Origin of the sequence: Paracoccus sp. (in: a-proteobacteria), assembly GCF_030538495.1 — a bacterium.
Lineage (GTDB): Bacteria > Pseudomonadota > Alphaproteobacteria > Rhodobacterales > Rhodobacteraceae > Paracoccus.
On record NZ_JAUNTW010000002.1, the window covers coordinates 38,548 to 59,475 of the forward strand.

16 protein-coding genes are annotated in these 20,928 nt (G+C 62.2%); 13 read left to right on the plus strand and 3 right to left on the minus strand.

What is annotated here, in order from left to right:
* The first annotated feature begins 7 nt into the window (after positions 1 to 7).
* The 3 genes from hflC (at position 8) to Q4G20_RS01825 (ending at position 3,241) form a co-directional block, all read left to right on the plus strand.
* Positions 8 to 1,144, plus strand: coding sequence for a protease modulator HflC (gene hflC / locus Q4G20_RS01815; RefSeq protein WP_303341549.1), 1,137 nt, complete (start codon positions 8 to 10; stop codon positions 1,142 to 1,144).
* A 336-nt stretch (positions 1,145 to 1,480) separates the two neighbouring features.
* Positions 1,481 to 2,842 carry a DegQ family serine endoprotease gene (locus Q4G20_RS01820; RefSeq protein ID WP_303341896.1) on the plus strand — a complete coding sequence of 454 codons (1,362 nt, stop codon included), beginning with the start codon at positions 1,481 to 1,483 and terminating at the stop codon, positions 2,840 to 2,842.
* 75 nt (positions 2,843 to 2,917) lie between these two features.
* Positions 2,918 to 3,241 (plus strand): 2Fe-2S iron-sulfur cluster-binding protein, encoded by a 324-nt coding sequence (locus Q4G20_RS01825; protein ID WP_303341550.1) that lies wholly within the window; start codon positions 2,918 to 2,920, stop codon positions 3,239 to 3,241.
* A 695-nt stretch (positions 3,242 to 3,936) separates the two neighbouring features.
* Here the strand turns inward: Q4G20_RS01825 and guaB are convergent.
* Positions 3,937 to 5,385 (minus strand): IMP dehydrogenase, encoded by a 1,449-nt coding sequence (gene guaB / locus Q4G20_RS01830; RefSeq protein ID WP_303341551.1) that lies wholly within the window; start codon positions 5,383 to 5,385, stop codon positions 3,937 to 3,939.
* Positions 5,386 to 5,612: 227 nt separating this feature from the next.
* On the opposite strand from guaB, the gene Q4G20_RS01835 reads away from it, so the two are divergent.
* Positions 5,613 to 6,797: an OmpP1/FadL family transporter gene (locus Q4G20_RS01835; RefSeq protein ID WP_303341552.1), complete on the plus strand. Its 1,185-nt coding sequence runs from the start codon at positions 5,613 to 5,615 to the stop codon at positions 6,795 to 6,797.
* Positions 6,798 to 6,925: 128 nt separating this feature from the next.
* Here Q4G20_RS01835 and Q4G20_RS01840 read toward each other — a convergent pair whose 3' ends face one another.
* Positions 6,926 to 8,323 (minus strand): ferredoxin reductase family protein, encoded by a 1,398-nt coding sequence (locus Q4G20_RS01840; protein WP_303341553.1) that lies wholly within the window; start codon positions 8,321 to 8,323, stop codon positions 6,926 to 6,928.
* Positions 8,324 to 8,449: 126 nt separating this feature from the next.
* Between Q4G20_RS01840 and Q4G20_RS01845 the strand changes: the two genes are divergently transcribed.
* Together Q4G20_RS01845 and Q4G20_RS01850 are read left to right on the plus strand one after the other, a co-directional pair.
* A complete protein-coding gene (locus Q4G20_RS01845) occupies positions 8,450 to 9,163 on the plus strand; it encodes a cytochrome c oxidase assembly protein (protein WP_303341554.1) in 714 nt (237 codons plus the stop codon).
* Positions 9,160 to 9,654, plus strand: a complete 495-nt coding sequence (locus Q4G20_RS01850) for a CopD family protein (protein ID WP_303341555.1) — start codon at positions 9,160 to 9,162, stop codon at positions 9,652 to 9,654. Before Q4G20_RS01845 ends, Q4G20_RS01850 begins: the two co-directional genes overlap by 4 nt.
* Before the next feature lie 5 nt (positions 9,655 to 9,659).
* Here Q4G20_RS01850 and Q4G20_RS01855 read toward each other — a convergent pair whose 3' ends face one another.
* Positions 9,660 to 10,163: a DUF2231 domain-containing protein gene (locus Q4G20_RS01855; RefSeq protein WP_303341556.1), complete on the minus strand. Its 504-nt coding sequence runs from the start codon at positions 10,161 to 10,163 to the stop codon at positions 9,660 to 9,662.
* A 45-nt stretch (positions 10,164 to 10,208) separates the two neighbouring features.
* Between Q4G20_RS01855 and coxB the strand changes: the two genes are divergently transcribed.
* The 7 genes from coxB (at position 10,209) to alaS (ending at position 20,928) form a co-directional block, all read left to right on the plus strand.
* Positions 10,209 to 10,850, plus strand: coding sequence for a cytochrome c oxidase subunit II (coxB, locus tag Q4G20_RS01860; protein WP_303341558.1), 642 nt, complete (start codon positions 10,209 to 10,211; stop codon positions 10,848 to 10,850).
* Positions 10,847 to 13,336, plus strand: coding sequence for a cbb3-type cytochrome c oxidase subunit I (locus tag Q4G20_RS01865; protein ID WP_303341560.1), 2,490 nt, complete (start codon positions 10,847 to 10,849; stop codon positions 13,334 to 13,336). The genes coxB and Q4G20_RS01865 overlap by 4 nt, the downstream gene beginning before the upstream one ends.
* Positions 13,336 to 13,644 (plus strand): hypothetical protein, encoded by a 309-nt coding sequence (locus Q4G20_RS01870; protein WP_303341562.1) that lies wholly within the window; start codon positions 13,336 to 13,338, stop codon positions 13,642 to 13,644. The genes Q4G20_RS01865 and Q4G20_RS01870 overlap by 1 nt, the downstream gene beginning before the upstream one ends.
* Before the next feature lie 21 nt (positions 13,645 to 13,665).
* Entirely contained in the window at positions 13,666 to 14,823 is a 1,158-nt protein-coding gene (locus Q4G20_RS01875; RefSeq protein WP_303341564.1) for an RsmB/NOP family class I SAM-dependent RNA methyltransferase, read from the plus strand.
* A gap of 61 nt (positions 14,824 to 14,884) precedes the next feature.
* The gene (locus Q4G20_RS01880; RefSeq protein ID WP_303341566.1) at positions 14,885 to 16,969 is read left to right on the plus strand and encodes an ATP-binding protein; all 2,085 of its coding nucleotides are present in this window, start codon (positions 14,885 to 14,887) and stop codon (positions 16,967 to 16,969) included.
* A gap of 132 nt (positions 16,970 to 17,101) precedes the next feature.
* Positions 17,102 to 18,169 carry a recombinase RecA gene (gene recA / locus Q4G20_RS01885; RefSeq protein ID WP_303341569.1) on the plus strand — a complete coding sequence of 356 codons (1,068 nt, stop codon included), beginning with the start codon at positions 17,102 to 17,104 and terminating at the stop codon, positions 18,167 to 18,169.
* Positions 18,170 to 18,276: 107 nt separating this feature from the next.
* Entirely contained in the window at positions 18,277 to 20,928 is a 2,652-nt protein-coding gene (gene alaS / locus Q4G20_RS01890; RefSeq protein WP_303341571.1) for an alanine--tRNA ligase, read from the plus strand.

Below are 20,928 nucleotides of genomic sequence, written 5' to 3' on the forward strand. Positions count from 1 at the left end.
CCGGAAAATGAATTTGACCATGTTTGCCCTGCCGGTTGTCGTGGTGGTGGGCGTGGCCGCAGCGGCATCGCTGTTTATCGTGGATGAACGCGAAAAGGCGCTGGTCATGCGTATTGGCCGCGTCGTGGATGTGCGCGAAGAACCCGGTCTGGCGTTCAAAGTGCCGTTTATCGACAATGTGGTGAAATATGACGCGCGTATTCTGGGCCTGCCGACCAGCCCGCTTGAGGTGACGCCGCTGGACGATCGCCGTCTGGTTGTCGATGCCTTTGCCCGCTGGCGGATCGCGGATCCGGTGCGGTTCCGTCAGGCCGTGGGTGCGGGTGGGATTCAGGCCGCGCAGGGCCGGTTGGAACCCATCGTCAACGCCGCCATTCGTGAGGTGCTGGGTTCGGTGCCGTCAACGAATGTGCTGTCGGACGACCGCACCGTGCTGATGAACCAAATCCGGGATGAGGCACGTTCGAATTCGGCTGGCTTGGGCATTGAAATTATTGACGTTCGCCTGACCCGGACCGATTTGCCGGAACAGAACTTGAATGCGACCTATGCCCGGATGCGCGCCGAACGCGAACGCGAGGCTGCCGACGAAATCGCCCGCGGGGGCGAGGCGGCGCAGCGTGTCCGCGCCGCCGCCGACCGGACCGTGGTTGAATTAACCTCTGAGGCACAGCGCCGCGCCGAAATCGTTCGGGGTGAGGCTGACGCCGAACGCAACGCGATTTACGCCGATGCCTTTGGCCGCGACCCGGAATTTTTCGCGTTTACGCGGTCGATGACGTCCTATTCCCGCGCGCTGCGGGGCAGCAACAGTTCGATGGTGCTGCAACCGGATGGCGAATTTTTCAGCTATCTGGCCGATGACGGCGCGTCGCGTGCGAATCCGTCGCCGACTCCGGTTCCTGCCGGGACGTCGGCGGCTGAACGCGGGATCGGGCTGGATACGCAGACCCCGGATGAAGGGCTGATCACCCCCGAAGTGACCGACCGCGAAGGCAATGTGCTGGGCGAATCAGCCGGTGTGCGCCTGACGCCGCTGCCGGAAAGCCTGTCCCCTCCGGTCGATGATGGCACCGAAATTCTGTTGCCCGACGCGGTGACGGACGCGCCTGCGGATGCACCGGCGGAAGCTCCGGCCAACTGATCCATAGGGGCGGCAACGATGCCGCCCTTTTTGCAACAAAAGTCACGATCAGTTCATAGCGCGCGAGCGTGGTTTTCTTGCAACGATTTCTTAATTGTTTTTCATTAGAAACAGGTCAGCGGGCAGCCCGCAGCCGTTAAGAAATGAGGTCCGTTTATGAATCCGCTTTCCCCCCGCCACCTGATGACGGCATCCGCGCTTGCGCTGGGTTTGGGGCTTGGCTCTGCCACGGCGCAGGTCGCCGAAGTATCCCCCCAGGTCAGCCAGCAGGCGCAAGAAGCGGCAAACGCCAATGAACCCTTGGGCAGCGTCGTGGCCAAGGATGGCCCGCAGGGGATGCCGGGCAGCTTTGCCGATCTGGCGGAAATGGTGTCGCCTTCGGTCGTGAACATCACCACGACCGCGCTTGTGTCGCAGCCCACGGGCCGGGGCGGCCCGATGTTCCCCGATGGCAGCCCGTTTTCCGACCTGTTCCGCGATTTTGGCTTTCCCATGCCGGGGCCGGATGGACGCGGGCCGCAACAGCCGCGCCGGTCGAATGCCTTGGGTTCGGGTTTTGTGATTTCTTCGGACGGGTTTATCGTCACCAACAACCACGTCATCGACGGCGCCGACAGCATCGAGATCGAGTTTTATTCCGGTGACAAACTGCCCGCACGCGTGGTTGGGCGTGACCCGAACACGGATGTCGCGCTGCTCAAGGTGGACAGCGATAAGCCGCTGCCGTTCGTGAAATTCGGCGACAGCGACACCGCGCGCGTGGGGGATTGGGTGCTGGCGCTGGGTAACCCGCTGGGGCAGGGCTTTTCGGCCAGCACGGGGATTGTGTCGGCGCGAAACCGCGAATTGTCAGGCAGTTACGACGACTATCTGCAAACGGACGCGGCAATCAACCGTGGCAATTCCGGCGGCCCTCTGTTCAATATGCAGGGTGAGGTTGTCGGCGTGAACACCGCGATTTTGTCGCCCAGCGGCGGGTCGATCGGGATCGGATTCTCGATGGCGTCGAATGTTGTGTCGCAAGTCGTTGATCAGTTGCAACAATTTGGCGAAACGCGTCGCGGTTGGCTGGGCGTCAGCATCCAGGACGTCACCCCCGAAATGGCCGAGGCATTGGGCATCACCATCTCTGGCGGCGCGATGGTGACGAATGTGCCGGACGGTCCGGCCAAGACGGGGGGCCTGCGGGCGGGCGATGTGATCACGCGCTTTGCCGGGACCGAGATTGACAGCACCCGCAGTCTGGTGCGCCGCGTGGCCGACGCTCCGGCGGGGGAAACGGTGCAGGTCGTCGTCATGCGCGACGGTCGGGAACAGGTGCTGGATGTCACGCTGGGCCGCCGGGAAGAGGCCGAGGGAACCGCCCGCGCCACCACCTCTGACGCGCCGGTGGAAACGGATTTGCTGGGCCTGACCGTCAGCCCGCTGACGGCGGAAATGGCGCAGGAACTGGAATTGCCGGCGGATGCGCGCGGGCTGGTCATCACCGGCGTCAATCCCGACAGCGACGCGGCGACCAAGGGGTTGGCCGCCGGCGATGTCATCACCGAGGCGGGGCAGCAGCCTGTCACCAGCGTCGCCGATCTGCAAGCCCGCATCACCGAAGCGCGCGAGGCTGGGCGCCGGTCCGTTCTGGTCCTGATCCGGCGGGCGGGTGAGCCGCGCTTTGTCGCGCTGCCTGTGGCGGATGCGAACTGATCCAAAAGGGGCGGCAACGCCCCTTTTCATTTGCGGGGCAATCCCCTAACTGCGTCGCAACAGAAAGGATCAGCCATGGCAAAGATCACCTATATTGAACATAACGGCACGAAACACGATGTGGACGTGCGCCCCGGCATGACCGTGATGGAAGGCGCGCGCGACAATGGCGTTCCGGGTATTGACGCCGATTGCGGCGGGGCCTGCGCCTGTTCGACCTGCCATGTTTATGTCGATGCGGCATGGGCGGATCGGCTGCCTGCGATGGACCCGATGGAGCAGGACATGCTGGATTTCGCTTATCAGCCCGACCCGGCGCGGTCGCGTCTGACCTGTCAGATCAAGGTCACGGATGATCTGGACGGTTTGGTGGTGCATCTGCCGGAACGTCAGATCTGATCCGATAGCGCCGGGGGTTTCACCCCCGGACCCCCAGAGTATTTGCGCACAGAAGAAGCGGCGGGGCTGGTGGTTTCGGCGTGGAGCAGTGGCGTGGTGTCGCCATCTGGTTGGCAGTCGCGCAGATTTTGTGCGCGATTCTATGGTGGGGCGTTGAGTTTTCGCCCAGATTTCTGAAGAAAAATGAAAATTCGTTCGCGGTGTGACCGGGATGTCGTGCCTTTGCTTGCGGTTTGGGCGCTTCGTTCTGTTTGGCAAGATGAGTTAATTGGGGCTGCGACATGGCGCGGGCCAGTTGTTCGATGTGGAATGCCATCTGGCGTCATCACAGCGAAGCGGTGCCGTTATCGGCTTCGGCAAAGGTGGACCCGGTATGTATAGGGGCGTCTTTATTATGCGCGAGCGCGGAATTTGCGCTGATCGCGGATGCTTTGCTGTTGCGGGGACGAACCGCGCCTTTGGGCGGTTTTATGTGGCGGCTTGGTGATCCGCGGGTTGTTGTGTTCATGGTGCCGACCCGGTCGTGATACCACCATCCAGAAAGCTGGAACGGTTCATCTTGGCGTTTGAATCAGGGGCCTCCATGCGAGACAGGAAAGCCATAATTGAACAAACGGCCCCTTTATCGCGCAACGTGAAAAAGCAAAGGCGGCAGAACGCCGCCTTGCCGTAAGTCTGTTTTTTTTTGGCTTTGATTATCCAAGACGATAGTTCGGGCTTTCCCGCGTGATCTGCACGTCGTGCACGTGGCTTTCCTTCAGGCCTGCGCCGGTGATCCGCACGAATTCGCAGTTTTTGCGCATTTCCGCCACGGTTGCGCAGCCGGTATAGCCCATGGCTGCGCGCAGACCGCCGACCAGTTGGTGAATAACCGTGCCTGCTGGGCCTTTATAGGGGACTTGCCCCTCGATCCCTTCGGGGACCAGTTTGTCGGTGGCGGCGTCTTTTTGGAAATAGCGGTCGGCGGAGCCGCGCGCCATGGCGCCCAGCGAGCCCATCCCGCGATAGGATTTGAACGACCGGCCTTGATACAGGATCACCTCGCCCGGGGATTCGTCGGTGCCGGCAATCGCGCTGCCGACCATGGCGCAGGACGCGCCGGCGGCAATCGCCTTGGCAAAGTCGCCCGAAAATTTGATGCCACCATCGGCGATCACCGGCACGTCACCGGCGGCACTGGCGGCGTCCATGATGGCGGTCAGTTGCGGCACGCCCACGCCTGCGACGATGCGGGTGGTGCAAATGGACCCCGGCCCGATGCCGACCTTTACCGCGTCGGCGCCCGCGTCGATCAGGGCGCGCGTGGCGGCGGCGGTTGCGACATTGCCCGCCACGACCTGCACATCGCCGCCCAAGGCCTTGACCCGTTCCACGGCCTTGGCCACGCCCGCGGAATGGCCGTGCGCGGTGTCGATCACGACCATATCCACGCCTGCGTCGATCAGCGCCTGCGAGCGTTCAAACCCTTCGTCCCCCACGGTCGAGGCCGCGGCGACGCGCAAACGGCCCAGATCGTCTTTGCAGGCCAAGGGGTTCAGCACTGATTTTTCGGTATCCTTCAGCGTCAGCAGGCCGGTCAGATGCCCCTGCGCATCGGTGATCAGCAGCTTTTCGATGCGGCGGGCCTTCATCAGGCTGATCGCCTCGGCACGGTCGGCGGGTTCGCGCAGGATCGCCAGATTATCGCCGGTCATCATCGCGCGCACCGGGGTGCGGTCATCACTGGCAAAGCGCATATCGCGATTCGTCACGATTCCCACCACGCGACCATCCGCGTCAACCACCGGAAAACCGCTGACATTATAACGGTCCTGCAGCGCCTTGGCATCGGCCAGCGTCTGGTCGGGCGTCAGCGTGATGGGGGCATAGACGATGCCGGATTCGAACCGTTTCACCCGGCGCACCTCGGCGGCTTGCTGTTCGGTGGTCAGGTTGCGGTGAATCACGCCCATGCCACCGGCCTGCGCCATGGCAATCGCCATCCGGCTTTCGGTGACGGTATCCATGGCGGACGACAGCAGCGGAATATTCATCCGAATGTTGCGCGTGACAAAGGTGGTCACATCGGCCGTTGACGGCATCACCGTCGAGGCCGCGGGAACCAAAAGAACATCGTCGAAGGTCAAAGCCTCACGAATCTGCATGGCGGGTATCCTTGGGGCAAGATCGTTTGGCAGTTTCCCCTTTCACGATCTGCGCCAAATGTCCAGAGGCAACTCTGATCCATCAATTTCGCATTTTAGATAAAATTTTGTTGCGAAAGCGTCGTCATGTGCGGCACAACAAAAGCGTATGTTCAGCGGGAAAACATTCCCGCCGCCATAAGCGTTGTCGCAAGGCCCTGGACCCTATTGACTGAGTGGAGAGACGTATGAAATTTGCAGTGACCGGCGCGGCGGCGCTTTTGCTGGGGACGACGCAACTGATGGCGGGCGGGATAGAACGCGCGCCGCAATCGCTGAACGTGCTGTTCGAACCGGGAAATTACGCTGAACTGAGCTTTGGCCATGTCAGCCCGACGGTGACCGGGCGTGATGTTCCGACGGGCGCACCGGTGGCGAATGTCGCCAAATCCTATGGCTTTGTTGGTGTTTCGTATAAACATCAGTTCACGCCGGAATGGTCGGCGGCGTTTATCGTCGATCAGCCGTTCGGTGCCGATCTGTCCTATCCGGGCAATCCGGCTGCATCCATGTTGGGCGGCACCAATGTCACCGTCACGGATACGCATTTCACCGGCGTTTTGCGGTACAAAGTCACCGATGCCTTCGGCGTTCACGGCGGTATTCGCGGCGGGCGTGCCAGTGCCGATGTGACCTTGTCCGGTTTGGCCTATGGTCCGTTGAACGGCTATCGCGTGACCTTGGACCAGGATACGCGTTTCGGCTGGCTGGCGGGTGTGTCGTGGGAACGCCCGGATATCGCCGCGCGCGTCGCGCTGACCTATAATTCGCCGATCACGCGGAAATTCGGCACGACGGAATATCTGACGGCATCCATGATTGGCGTGCATGCCATGATGGGCAACAGCTTTGACGCGGTGACCACCGGCACCACCAAAGTGCGGACGCCGCGCAGCATTAACCTTGATTTCCAGACCGGCGTTGCCGAAGACACGCTGGTCTTTGGTTCGGTTCGCTGGGTCAAATGGTCGGAATTTCTGGTTGAACCGCGCGGCTATTCCACCTTCCCGGATCAGGATCAGAACACCGGCGCCGTTGTCGGCACTTTGGGCAGCCTGACCGATCTGCAAGACAGCACCACCTATACCCTTGGTGTGGGCCGCAAATTTACCGACAACTGGTCGGGCGCGGTGTCCTATAGCTGGGAAAAGCGTGGCAATGATCTGGTGTCGCCGCTGGCACCGACCAATGGCAAAAAAGGCATCACGCTGGCCGCGATCTATAATCAGGACAATTTCACCGTCACCACCGGCATTAACTATACCAAGCTGGGCAATGCCCGCCCGGAAACCGGCACGCCGGACACTGCGCGCGCCGAAATGACCGGCAATGACCTGTGGGGTATCGGTATCCGCGTCGGTTATCGCTTCTGATCCTTAATCGCCCCGGTTCGCGCCGGGGCGGTTAACCTGCGTTCAGCAACAGGGCAAAGCCAACGGCGCAGATGACGGCCCACAGGACCAAAGCGGCGGCGATAAGCTGGGCAAGCAATGGGCGCATGTTACACCATCTCGAATATTTCGCTGTCGATTTCGGATTTCGGCACGCCCATATCCTGTAACGCGGCCTTGACGGCATCGACCATCGGCCCCGGACCACACAGCAGATGCGGCCAATTCGCGGTTTCTTGGGGCAGGGTGTCGAACAGCAGGTCAGGATTCACCTGACCTTCGATGGTGATTTCATCGCTGGGTGCGGTTTCGGCGTTTTCCAGCACATGAATAACGCGCAGGTTTAGATCCAACGTTAACCGGCGCAACTCGTCGCGGAACGCCACGTCGTCCCATTCCGAATTGGCATAGATCAGGAAAATCGGGCGCGGATCGCGGCGCTCCTGCAAGGCGTGCAGATTAGAGATAATCGGGGTGATCCCGACGCCGCCCGCGATCATGACAAAACCCTGCGCGGCCGCGTTGCGATCCACCGAAAACACCCCATACGGCCCGTCGATATAGGCCGTCGCGCCCGGTTGCGTCTGGCTGAGCCGTTTGCTGTCATCGCCCAGTGGTTTGATCGAAAAGGTTAATTCTGGTCCCTTTTCCGGCGCGGTCGAGATCGTAAAGGGATGTTCGCGCAGCGAAAACGGCGAATTGCCGATCGAGAGCCACGCGAATTGTCCCGGCTTCCACCCGCGCAGGGGGCGGCCATTGGGGCGCAGGGTCAGGCTGCGGACGTCTCCGCCTTCGTCGGTGTTTGACACCACGGTCCACGGATTGCGCAACTGCCACCACGGGCGGATGATGCGGGTATAGATCATCAGCGTTAACCATGCCGCCGTCACCGCCAGCCACAAGGCGCGGGTGCCGTCCGTGCCGGTGAAATGCCCCGCGCCCAGCACATGCCAGATCGCCGCGCCAAAGCCGGTCAGCGCCAGAACCACATGCAGCGACCGCCACCACAGGTAATCCAGTCGCAGCATTTTGCGAAATTCAGACGACACGATCAGCGCGATAAAGCACAGCAGCGCCACCCGCCCCGCCGTCATGTAAAGCGGGGCCTGAATCGGGTTCAAAACCCCCATATCATCTTGATGAAACACATAAAAAACCGCGAAATGCGCCGCCATCAACGCAACCGCGCCCCAGCTGACAAAGCGGTGAAACACCACCACGATATCGGCACCAAAAGGATGCAGCAGCGGTTTTAACCGTCCAGTCAGCGCAAATTGCAACCCGGCCAGCGACAGCGCGGCAAAGCCGAACCCGACCGCCAAATCCCGCGTCCACGCGCCCGAGGTCGGCGGGCTGCCCATCAGGATAACAGCAAAGGGCAGGGCCAGCAGAAACAGCGCAACCGTTAACCAAAATATCGCCACCAACCAGACCAGAGCGGGCCGGTCGGGCGGTCGGATATGCGTTTCTGGCGGGGCCGCGTCGGCGGCGGAACGGGGCGCTGTCATAGGGGCGAAACGTCTTTTCACGCAATGGGTTCCACAGATGACGGAACCGCGCGCGCTGTGGGTGGTTATGGTTATGCCCGCCCTGCGGCGCACGCGATGGTTTTTAAAGGAAACGCAGCTAAGTCGATGCCAGAACAGGATTTTCCTTATTGTGGCCCCGCGCCTTTTCCGGGGAATATCTGGGCGGCGTGGAACACCGATCCGCTGTTGCTGGCGGGATTGGCGATGTTCGGCGCCGTTTTGGCGTGGCGCGCTGTGAACCCGAAGGCTGCGGCGATTGCGTGGGCGGGGCTGATTCTGGCGTTTGTGTCGCCGCTCTGCGCGTTGACGGTTGCGCTGTTTTCGGCGCGCGCGGCGCATCATCTGGTGATTGTCACACTGGCCGCGCCGGCACTGGCGATTGCATGGCCGATGATGAGCCGGGTTCCGGCGGCGCTGTCTCTGGCGGGGTTAACCGCCGTGATGGTGGCGTGGAATCTGCCGCTGATTTACACGGCGATGTGGGGGTCGGATGCGGTCTATTGGGCGCTGCAACTGGCGATGCTGGGGACGGCTTGGGCGTTTTGGTCGGCGGTTCTGTCGGATGGGGAACCGATTGCGCAGCGGGCCTTGCTGACCGGTGGCCTTGCGGGGGTTATGGGGTTGATCGGAGCCATTCTAACATTCGCGCCCAACATCATGTTTTTTCAGCACATAGACGGCGCTGTTGCGTGGGGTCTTGACCCGCTGGCGGATCAGCAACTGGCCGGGTTGGTGATGTGGGTGCCGGGCTTTGTCCCGGTTGCGGTCATCGCGGCGCTGATGCTGCGGCGCGGTTGGCAACGAGGCTTTGCCGCATGATCGCCGCGCTGAAATTCCTGCATCTTGGCACCATGCTGATCTGGTGCGCGGCGCTGATCGCTCTGCCGGTTATTTTGTGGATTTACGAAGGCTTATGGCGCAAACGTGGCGCGGGCAAGGCGCAGACTCGCTACGCCGAATTTCGGTTAATCACGCATTACGGTTATATTGCCGTGGCCACGCCTGCCGCAGTGATCAGCGTGGCGGCGGGGACGGGGCTTATCTTTGCCGCAGAGGTGTTTGATCTGTGGTTCGCGGCCAAGCTGACCTTGGTGTGCGTCATGGTTTTAACCCATGCGTGGATCGGGCAGATGATCCTGATCACCGGAGAATCGCGCGGGATGGTGCGATTGTCCTCGCCCCCGGTCGCCCTGAGCTTGGGCGCGGCCGCGATGCTGGGCGTGCTGTGGCTGGTTCTGGCCAAGCCCGATCTGGCAGGCCTGACCGCGTTTATGCCGCGATTCATGTTAACGCCGTGGGGGGCGCTGTGAGCCAATCAATCCAGCCGATGCGTGCCGATTTGGTAATCAAACACCAGCTTGCCCCCGTGCCAGCCGGTGATGCCGGTCATCAGCGCGGCCAGCATCGACAGCAACCCACCCCAGGGCAGAACGGCCCCCACGGGATCGTCCAGCCGGAACCCCCAGTTCAGCCCCAGAACCGACAGCAGCATCACCGCCAGAATGAAATGCGTCCAACTGGCCGAGCGGATGCGGATCCCCGGCACCAGCAGCAATTCGATGGTCCCGGCAATTCCGGCCAGCACGCCGATGAAAAAGGCAATCCCTGCGGCCCACACGGCAACGCGGGGCCAGAAGCTGTCCCCGGTCAGCCAATACATGCCGTCCGCGCCCAAAGTCGCGAAACACATCGCAATCGGGAAAGCGACCATCATGGCATGGATCGGGTGACCCGCGACGGCGATTTTCGATTCCGTGTCGGAAAAGCTGGTATGTTCTTCGATCGGGTCTTTCAGGCGGCGGCGTTTGGTCCAGCGCATTGGCTTTCCTTTCGGCGGTTCTGGAACAGAAAGCCGGTTCTGGCCGTGCTGGTTCCGTTGGCGGGCTGTTCGGGACCGTTAAGCACGTTGACGCCCGCAGGGCCAGCCGCGCGTGATATTGCGACGCTGTGGTGGGCGATGCTGGCGGGGGCGGGCCTGATTTCGCTGCTGGTCTGGGTCATGGTCTGGCTTGCCATTCGCCGGGGCGCGCGGCCTCAGAACGAACGCCGCTGGATCATGGGCTGGGGGCTGGGGTTCAGCCTGTCGGTGCTGGCTTTGGTTCTGGGCTTTGCGCTGTGGATCGGGGAACGGATGCTGGCGCGCGATGACGGCGCGGTTCAGGTCAGCGCGCAGGCGTATCAATGGGGCTGGACCTTTACCCAGCCCGGACCGGACGGCCCGGTGGAAACGCGCGGCGCGCTTTATGTTCCCGCCGGCCAGCCCTTTGACGTCGAGATCACGGCCACGGACGTGATCCACAGCTTTTGGGTGCCGCAGCTGGGCGGCAAGATGGACGCGATCCCCGGCCATGTGAACCGCCACCGTCTGACCGCCGACGCGCCCGGCGTTTATGAAGGGCTATGCGCCGAATTTTGCGGTCTGGGGCATAGCGATATGCGCTTTGTCGTTGTCGCCTATGACCCCGCCGGGCCGCTGCCTGACTTTGCCGATGAGGCCACCGAATGACCAATATTCCCGACAATCCGCCGCAACGCGCCCTGCGTCTGCACCGCGAACTGGATGCGGTGTGGCGCGACCTGCCGGGGTGGAGGGGGTTCTTTACCTCGGTGAACCACAGCACCATCGGCGCGCGGTTCATGATCACGGCATTTGTGTTTTTCGCCATTGGCGGCGTGTTGGCCATGCTGATCCGGGCGCAGCTGGCCACGCGGAACGGCGCGTTTCTGGACACGGATCTGTATAACCAAATCTTTACGATGCATGGCAGCATCATGATGTTTTTGTTCGCCATTCCCATGCTGGAAGGGCTGGCCCTGTGGCTGCTGCCTAAAATATTGGGCGCGCGGGATATGGCGTTTCCGCGCCTGTCCACGCTGGGGTATTTTTGTTACCTGTTCGGCGGCGCGGTGATTGTGCTGTCCCTGCTGGCCGGAGTGGCGCCCAAAGATGGCTGGTTCATGTATGTGCCGCTGACCGGGCCTGTCTATTCGCCGGGGATTAACGCCGATGTCTGGCTGCTGGGCGTGACATTCGTTGAAATCAGCGCGGTTGCGGCGGCGGTCGAAATCACCGTCACGATCCTGCGCTGCCGTGCGCCCGGAATGGCGTTAACCAAGATGCCGCTGATGGGCTGGTATCTGCTGGGAACCTCGGTGATGATGCTGGTGGGCTTTCCGCCGCTGATCCTTGGGTCGATCTTGTTGGAGGTCGAACGCGCCTTTGACTGGCCGTTTTTCGACATCACGCGGGGCGGCGATCCGCTGTTATGGCAGCACCTGTTCTGGCTGTTTGGCCACCCCGAAGTCTATATCATCTTTCTGCCCGCCGCCGGGGCGTTATCGACGATGATCCCGGTTCTCAGCCGGACGCAGATTCTGGGCTATGGCGCGATTGTCGCGGCGGTCATTGGGCTGGTGTTTTTGTCGTTCGGCCTGTGGGTGCATCACATGTTCACGGTCGGGATCCCGCATATGGCGCTTGCGTTTTTCTCGGCTGCGTCGGCCTTGGTCGCGGTGCCGACGGCGGTTCAGATATTCGCGTGGATCGGCACGATGGCGGCGGGTCAGGTGCAGTTCCGCCTGCCGATGCTGTATATCATGGGGTTCTTTGCCACCTTTGTTCTGGGCGGGCTGACGGGGGTAATGTTGGCCATGGTGCCGTTCAACTGGCAGGCGCATGACACCGCATTTGTGACGGCGCATCTGCATTATGTTCTGGTCGGCGGGTTCGTGTTTCCGATGCTGGCCGCGGTGACGTGGTGGATGCCACTGATGACGGGCCGCTGGCGGGTGCGAGGCTTGGGCGAATCCGCATTCTGGCTGATCTTTGTCGGCTTTCACGGCACGTTCTTTCTGATGCACCTGACCGGGCTTCTGGGGATGCCGCGCCGTATCGACGTTTACCCCAACAACCCGGAATGGGAATGGTTGAACCTGACCTCATCCTTTTTCGGGATGATCCAGTCGGCGGGCTTTGCGCTGTTGGTGATTGATCTGGCATCGCAGGCGATCTTTGGGCGGCGCAGTTGGCGCAATCCGTGGCAGGCTCCGACGCTGGACTGGGCGATGCCGATGCCGGCGCCGTCCTATAATTTCGCGTCTCTGCCGCGTCCGGGCGATGATTCCGGCGCGATCCTGTCGCTGGCCAAGGGGCAGGGGCTGCTGCCCGGCGCGCCGCGTGGGGTGCGTGAAATCATCGTGACGGACGCGGCAACCGCCCGCCCGCAGCATATCGCGGTGCTGCCGGGGAACACATGGTTGCCGCTGGCCACGGCGGCGGCGATTGGCAGTTTCTTTGCGATGATGCTGGCCGGTCTTTATTGGCTGTCCCTGATCGGGGTGGCCGCAACGCTGGCTGTCGCATGGCGGTGGGGCGCGATCATGGGCGCGGATCAGGACCGCGCGCCGGTCAATGTCGCGCCGGGGCTGGACCTGCCGGTGCATTGGCAGACGCGCAACACGCTGGCCTATTCCGGGACGGTGGCGCTGCTGGTGGCGGATGGAACTTTGTTCGCCAGCCTGTTGTTTGGCGTGGGTTTTCTGACCGTTGTTGCGCCGGGCTGGCCCGCGCCCGACAGCGGCATCACCTCGCAAATGGGCCTGCTGGCCGGGGGCGCGCTGCTGTTGATGGCCGTGGGCGCAGTCGCCGCGCGTCTGGCCGAGGCGCGGCGCGAAACAGCCGCTGTTCTGTGGTCGGGCATCGGTCTGGTGGCGGCGGTGTTGGCGCTGCTGCTGCTGGCGGGGATCGCATGGGGGCTGGACGATCCGCGCCGCCATGCCCGCGATGCGCTGCGGGGGGCGGCTCTGGGCTATGCCGTGGTGCATGGGGTTGTTGCTGCGATGCTGGCCGCGCGGAGCTTTGCGGATGCGCGGACGGGCCGCATGGGCGCGAACCGGCGCGGCGCGGCCCCGGTCTGGCGGTTGTTCCAGGATTTCTGGTTCACAACCGCCGCCATCCTGACCGCCACCGTCATCATGCAAGAGGTGTTGTAATGGGCTGGCTGGCGCGCGCCTTGGCGGGGCCGACCCTGTGGGCGCTGATGTTTTGCGTGGTGTATGCGCTGCACGGCATGGGCTGCAATCTGGGCTGGACGGGGCGGCCCGCGCCGTTCGGTGACCTGCATCATGTCGCGATGTGGTCCGCGTGGGGCGCGGGGTTGGCGCTGCATCTGGCGCTGTTTACGCTGATCCCGCGCGAACCGGGGCGGCATCGCACGATCATCACCGCAGGCGTCTGGATTGGTCTGGTCAGCACCGCATTCACCCTGTTTCCGGTGATTGCGACCTCGACCTGTGGTTAGGGGCTGTGCTAACCGAGGCGTATGACACCTGCCGCCCGTATTTCCGCCGCCATCACCATTCTGGACGACATTCTGACCGGCACCCCGGCCGAGGCCAGCCTGCTGCGTTGGTCCCGCGCCAGCCGCTTTGCCGGGTCGGGCGACCGCGCGGCGGTGCGCGATCTGGTCTTTCAGGCGCTGCGCCAGCGGGGCAGCCTGTCCGCGCGCGGGGGCAGGCTGTCGGGGCGGGGGCTGATGATTGGCTTGGCTCGGGCGCAAGGTCATGATCCGGCGGGCTTTTTCACCGGGCAGGGCCATGCGCCTGCGGTTCTGACCGGCGATGAACGACACGACCCCGGTGCGCCCGATGATCCGCTGATAGACCTGCCCGATTGGCTGCGCCCGATCTGGCAGGCGTCGCTGGGCGATCAGGCGGCGGCGGTTGCGGCGGCCATGACGGACCGCGCGCCGGTCTGGCTGCGGGTGAATACGGCGCGGGCGACCCCGGCGCAGGCCATGGCGATTCTGGCCGCCGATGGGGTTGATGCGCAACCACATCCCGACCTGCCCACAGCCCTGCGCGTGACGGCGGGGGACCGCAAGCTGGCGGGGGGCACGGCCTATCGTGACGGAGTCGTTGAACTGCAAGACCTGTCGCCTCAACTGGCCTGTGCCGCCTTGCCCCGTGCTGCGCGCGTGCTGGATTATTGCGCGGGCGGCGGGGGCAAATCGCTGGCGATTGCGGCGCGTGATCCGGGCGCGCAGGTCTTTGCCCATGACGCCGACCCCGCGCGGATGGGCGATCTGCCCGCCCGAGCGGCCCGCGCAGGCGCGCGCATTACGGTTGGCAAACCCAAAGGACACTATGATCTGGTCGTCGCCGATGTGCCGTGCAGCGGGTCAGGAACATGGCGGCGAACGCCCGACGCCAAATGGCGCCTGACGCGGGAAAAGCTGACCGATCTGATTGAACTTCAAGCGCAGATTTTGGATCAGATCGCGCCGCTGGTGACGCCGGGCGGGCATCTGGTCTATATGACCTGTTCGCTGTTTGATGGTGAAAATGCGCGTCAAATCAATGCGTTCACGGCGCGCCATTCCGATTTTTCTGTGGTTGCTGACCGCCGCCTGACCCCGGACACCGGCAGCGACGGGTTCTATTACGCGATCCTGCAACGGATAAAAGCGGGTGCGTCTTAACCGATTGTTAAACCTTTTGCGCCTATCACGGACGGGAAAACCGGTCTGGGGAACGAATCATATGGCGCATTGGGATGACCGCGCAGGCGTGCCGCGCAGCGCATTGGTGGCGGTGCCGTTTCTGATGATACCCGCGCTGCTGGGCGCGATTTTGCTGCTGATCCTGCCCGGATGGCGCGCCGGAATGCCGCTGATCATCGGCGGCACGGTTGCGGTTGCGTGGTATCTGCTGGGCGGGGCGATTTCCGTCGCGCATCTGATGCGGCGCGCGAATGGTCGCCGCACCCTGCGCCGCATCCGGGCCGAGGTGGCGCAGGTCTCTGAACCGATCTGGATTTGCGACAATGACGGACGGGTTTTGTATCACAACACCGCCGCCTATGACCGTTTTGGTCCGATGCAGGGGCAGGCGATTGCGCGCATGGTCGGCACGCTGCGCGCTGATGCGCAGGGCGAGGTGGAATCTCTGCTGAACCGCGCCGGGCCGGTGGGCCATGCCGAACTGCATCTGGCGGATGGCGATGTGATTTCCGTGACGCGCGCGTCGGATGCGCCGCTGCAAATCTGGTCCTGTCAACGCCATGATCAAGTGCCCGATCCGCATATGGTGGCCGCGTTGATCGACCGCTCCGCGCCCTCTGGTGATTTTGACGCCATCCCGGTGCCGCTGTTGCGCGTGTCGTCTGATGGTGCCATTCGCGCCGCCAATAACGCGGCGCAGCGGCTGTTGTTTGATGATCCGCAGGTCGATGAACTGCCCCATCTTGGCACCCTGTTCGAAGGTCCGGGCCGCCCTGTGGCCGATTGGCTGGCCGACATCGCCGCCGGTCGCGCCCAAAACCGGGCCGAGATGTTGCGCAAACGCGGCCCCGAACGTCGCGGCGGTGAACAGCATCAGTATTATCAGGTCGCCCTGGCCCCCGATCCGACCGATGACGGGCAGATGCTGGCGGTCCTGACCGATGCAAGCGCCCTGAAAACCATGGAGGCGCAGTTTACCCAAGGCCAGAAAATGCAGGCCATCGGCCAGTTGGCGGGCGGAGTTGCGCATGACTTCAACAACTTGCTGACAGCGATTGGCGGGCATTGCGACCTGCTGATGCTGCGCCGCGATAAGGGCGACCCCGATTATGCCGATCTGGATCAGATCAGCCAGAACGCCAATCGCGCGGCGGCCTTGGTTGGGCAATTGCTGGCCTTTTCCCGCAAACAGACTCTCCGGCTCGAGGTGATCAACCTGCGCGACACCGTGTCGGATCTGACGCATTTGTTGAACCGGCTGGTGGGGGAACGGGTGGGGCTGAATGTCAGCTTTGACCCCGCGCTGCATCCGATCCGCGCCGATAAACGGCAGCTGGAACAGGTGATTATGAATCTGGTCGTGAATGCCCGCGACGCGATGCCCAAGGGGGGCGACATTACCCTGCGCACGGAAAACCTGTCGCTGTCGGCGCCGATGCTGCGCGACAATGCGCATTTGCCGGCGGGGGATTATGTGTGCATCCGCGTGACCGATAACGGCACGGGCATCGACCCCGAGGTGTTAACCAAGATTTTCGACCCGTTTTTCACGACCAAACGCGCGGGCGAAGGCACGGGGCTGGGCCTGTCAACGGCTTACGGGATCGTGAAACAAACCGGCGGCTATATTTTTTGCGACAGCACTCTGGGGCAGGGAACCAGTTTTTCGGTGATTTTCCCCGCGCGTCCGGGGGAAATCGAAACGCCGGTTGTGGTTAACAGCGCCCCCACGGCGCAGGTGCAGCCCGAAACCGCCACCATCCTGCTGGTCGAGGATGAGGCCCCTGTCCGCGCCTTTGCCGTCCGCGCGCTGAGGCTGAAAGGTTATGACGTGCTCGAGGCGGAAAACGCCGAAGCCGCACTGGACCTGCTGCGCGATCCAAAGCTGCGCGTCGATTTGTTCGTGACCGATGTGGTGATGCCCGGGCTGGACGGTCCCAGCTGGGTGCGCGCCGCGTTGCGCGACCGTCCGGGCGTTAAGGTGATTTTCATGTCCGGCTATGCCGAGGATATGTTTGGCGAAAATCACGTTCCGGTTCAGGGCGCCAGTTTTATGCCTAAACCGTTTACCCTGTCCGAACTGACGGCGCGTGTGGCGGCGAAACTGGCGGGAAATGATGCTTAAATTAATGAATGTTCCTGTTTTGATCTTGAAAACGAATAGGTTTGCGCGCAAATTGCGCGAACAAGGGGCGAACATAACGCGCGGTCGGCTGATTGCTGCATCGTGGCGTGTGTGACATAAAGGTAGAATACCATGGCACAGGCGAGCATTTTTGACATGACCGACAAACGCAGCGCGGACAAACAAAAGGCGCTGGACAGCGCCCTTGCGCAGATCGAACGCCAATTCGGCAAAGGTTCGATCATGAAATTGGGCAAAGACAACCCCGTGGCCGAGATCGAGGCAACCTCGACCGGGTCGCTGGGGCTGGACATCGCTCTGGGGATCGGTGGCCTGCCGAAAGGGCGGATCATCGAAATCTATGGCCCGGAAAGCTCGGGCAAAACCACGCTGACCCTGCATGTGGTGGCCGAAGAACAGAAAAAAGGCGGCGTATGCGCCTTTGTGGATGCCGAACACGCACTGGACCCGCAATATGCCAAAAAGCTGGGCGTGAATCTGGACGAACTGCTGATTTCGCAGCCTGATACCGGCGAACAGGCATTGGAAATCGTCGATACGCTGGTCCGGTCGGGCGCGGTGTCGCTGGTCGTGGTCGATTCGGTGGCGGCGCTGACGCCCAAATCCGAAATCGAAGGCGATATGGGCGACGCGCAGGTTGGCGCACAGGCCCGGTTGATGAGCCAGGCGATGCGGAAACTGACCGCCAGCATCGGGCGCAGTAACTGCATGGTGATTTTCATTAACCAGATTCGGATGAAAATCGGCGTGATGTTCGGCAACCCGGAAACGACTTCGGGCGGGAACGCGCTGAAATTCTATGCCTCGGTCCGTCTGGATATTCGCCGCACCGGCGCGATCAAAGATAAGGACGAAGTGACCGGCAACACCACCCGCGTCAAAGTGGTGAAAAACAAGGTCGCGCCGCCCTTCCGTCAGGTCGAATTCGACATCATGTATGGCGAAGGGATCAGCAAAGTGGGCGAACTGGTTGATCTTGGCGTCAAGGCCGGTGTCGTCGAAAAATCCGGCGCGTGGTATTCTTATGGCGATGAACGCATCGGGCAGGGGCGTGAAAATGCAAAACAATTCCTGCGCGATCGCCCCGATGTCGCCTATGCGATCGAGGATAAAATCCGCGCCAGCCACGGTCTGGAATTCGGCGTCGAACCCGATGATGACGCCCTGACCGAAGAATAACCGAACGGGGCGCGGCGCCTCTGCCGCGCCCCATTTCAACGGCTTGCTGGACAGAAGGTCGGGCGAACGATAGACGGAACCGACATCTTTTGCACTAAAGGCACGCTATGCCCAGTTTGAACGACATCCGCTCTACTTTCCTTGGCTATTTTGAACGCAATGGCCATCGTGTCGTGGACAGCAGCCCGCTGGTTCCGCGCAATGACCCGACGCTGATGTTTACCAATTCGGGCATGGTGCAGTTCAAAAACCTGTTCACGGGTCTGGAAACGCGCGACTACACCCGTGCGACGACCGCGCAAAAATGCGTGCGTGCGGGCGGCAAACACAACGATCTGGACAATGTGGGTTATACCGCGCGGCACCATACGTTCTTTGAAATGCTGGGGAATTTCAGCTTTGGCGACTATTTTAAAGACGGCGCGATCCCCTTTGCCTGGGAATTGCTGACCAAAGATTTCGACATCCCCAAAGATCGCCTGCTGGTCACCGTTTACCATACCGATGACGAAGCCGCCGATCTGTGGAAAAAGGTCGCGGGCCTGCCGGATGATCGCATTATCCGCATCGCGACCAGCGACAATTTCTGGCAGATGGGCCCGACGGGGCCGTGCGGACCCTGCACGGAAATTTTCTTTGACCACGGCGATAAAATCTGGGGCGGCCCTCCGGGCAGCGCGGATGAGGACGGCGACCGTTTCATCGAAATCTGGAACCTTGTGTTCATGCAGAATGAACAATTCGAAGACGGTTCCATGCGCGCGCTTGATATGCAGTCGATCGACACCGGCATGGGGCTGGAACGGATCGGCGCGCTGTTGCAAGGCAAGCACGACAATTACGACACCGACCTGATGCGCAGCCTGATCGAGGCAAGCGCCCATGCCACCAGCAACGACCCCGACGGGCCGGGCAAGGTGCATCACCGCGTTATCGCGGACCATCTGCGTTCGACCAGTTTTCTGATTGCGGACGGCGTCATGCCCAGCAACGAAGGGCGCGGTTACGTTTTGCGCCGGATTATGCGCCGCGCGATGCGGCATGTGCATATGCTGGGCGCGCAGGATCCGGTGATGCATCGTTTGGTTCCGGCTTTGGTGCGCCAGATGGGCGCGGCCTATCCCGAACTGAGTGCCGCGCAGCCCCTGATCGAAGAAACGTTGCGCAGCGAAGAAACCCGGTTCCGTCAAACGCTTGACCGTGGTTTGCGCCTTCTGGATGACGAATTGGCGCGTCTGCCCGATGGGGCCGACCTGCCGGGTGATGCGGCGTTTAAATTGTATGACACCTATGGTTTCCCGTTGGATCTGACGCAGGATGCGTTGCGCGAACAGGGCCGCGCGGTGGATACTGCCGGTTTCGATGCCGCCATGGCCGAACAAAAGGCCAAGGCGCGCGCAGCGTGGTCGGGCAGCGGCGAATCAAAAGACGCCGCGATCTGGTTTGAACTGGCAGAACAGCACGGCGCGACGGAGTTCTTGGGTTATGATACCGAACAGGCCGAAGGTCAGATTCTGGCGGTTGTGATCGACGGCGCGGCGCAGGATCGCGTGGATGAAGGCGCGACCGTGCAAATCGTGGTGAATCAGTCGCCGTTTTACGCCGAATCGGGCGGTCAGGTGGGCGATACCGGCCTGATCGAAACCGAAACTGGCGCGGCTCAGGTGACGGACACGAAAAAGGTCGGCGGGCTGTTCCTACACAACGCCACTGTGACCAAGGGCGACATTCAACGCGGGCAGGGTGCGGTGTTGTCGGTGGACCATGCGCGGCGTTCGCTGATTCGCGGCAACCACTCGGCCACGCATCTGCTGCACGAGGCGTTGCGCCGCACATTGGGCGACCATGTCGCCCAGCGGGGCAGCCTGAACGCGCCGGATCGGTTGCGGTTTGACTTTAGCCACAATCACGCCGTCAGCGATGACGAACTGGCCCGGATTGAAGCCGAAGTGAATGATTTTATTCGCCAAAACAGCCGTGTTGAAACGCGGATCATGACGCCCGATGATGCCCGTGCGATTGGCGCGCAGGCGCTGTTTGGTGAAAAATATGGTGACGAAGTGCGTGTCGTGTCGATGGGTGCTTTGATTGACAGCGGCAAGGGGCATGACGGCCAGACCTATTCGCTGGAACTGTGCGGCGGCACGCATGTGGCGCGGACGGGGGATATTGGCGCCTTTGCGCTGCTGGGCGACAGCGCGTCGGCGGCAGGCGTTCGCCGGATCGAGGCGCTGACCGGGCAGGCCGCATTGGATCATCTGCGCGGGTCGGACCGGCAACTGTCTGAAATTGCGTCGATTCTTAAGGCGCAGGCGGGCAATGTCGTGAACCGCGTTCGCGCATTGGCCGATGAACGCAAAGCCTTGGCCAATGAGGTGGCGCAGCTGAAACGTCAATTGGCCATGGGGGGCGACGTCGAAGCCAAGGATATCGGCGGCGTTAAATTCATTGCGCAGCGGGTTGATGGGGTCGGCGGCAAGGAATTGGGAACGCTGGTTGACGATATGAAGGCGCAACTGGGCAGCGGCGCAGTTCTGGTTCTGGCCGAATCAGATGGCAAGGCGACGGTTGCGGCAGGTGTCACGCCGGATCTGACGGATCGGATCAGCGCGGTTGCCTTGGTTCAGGCGGCGACGGCGGCTTTGGGTGGCAAGGGGGGCGGCGGTCGTCCTGACCGCGCCCAAGGTGGTGCGCCGAATTTGGACGCCGCCGATGCCGCATTTGCAGCGGCGGAGCAGGTGATCGCCGCGACGGCGTAA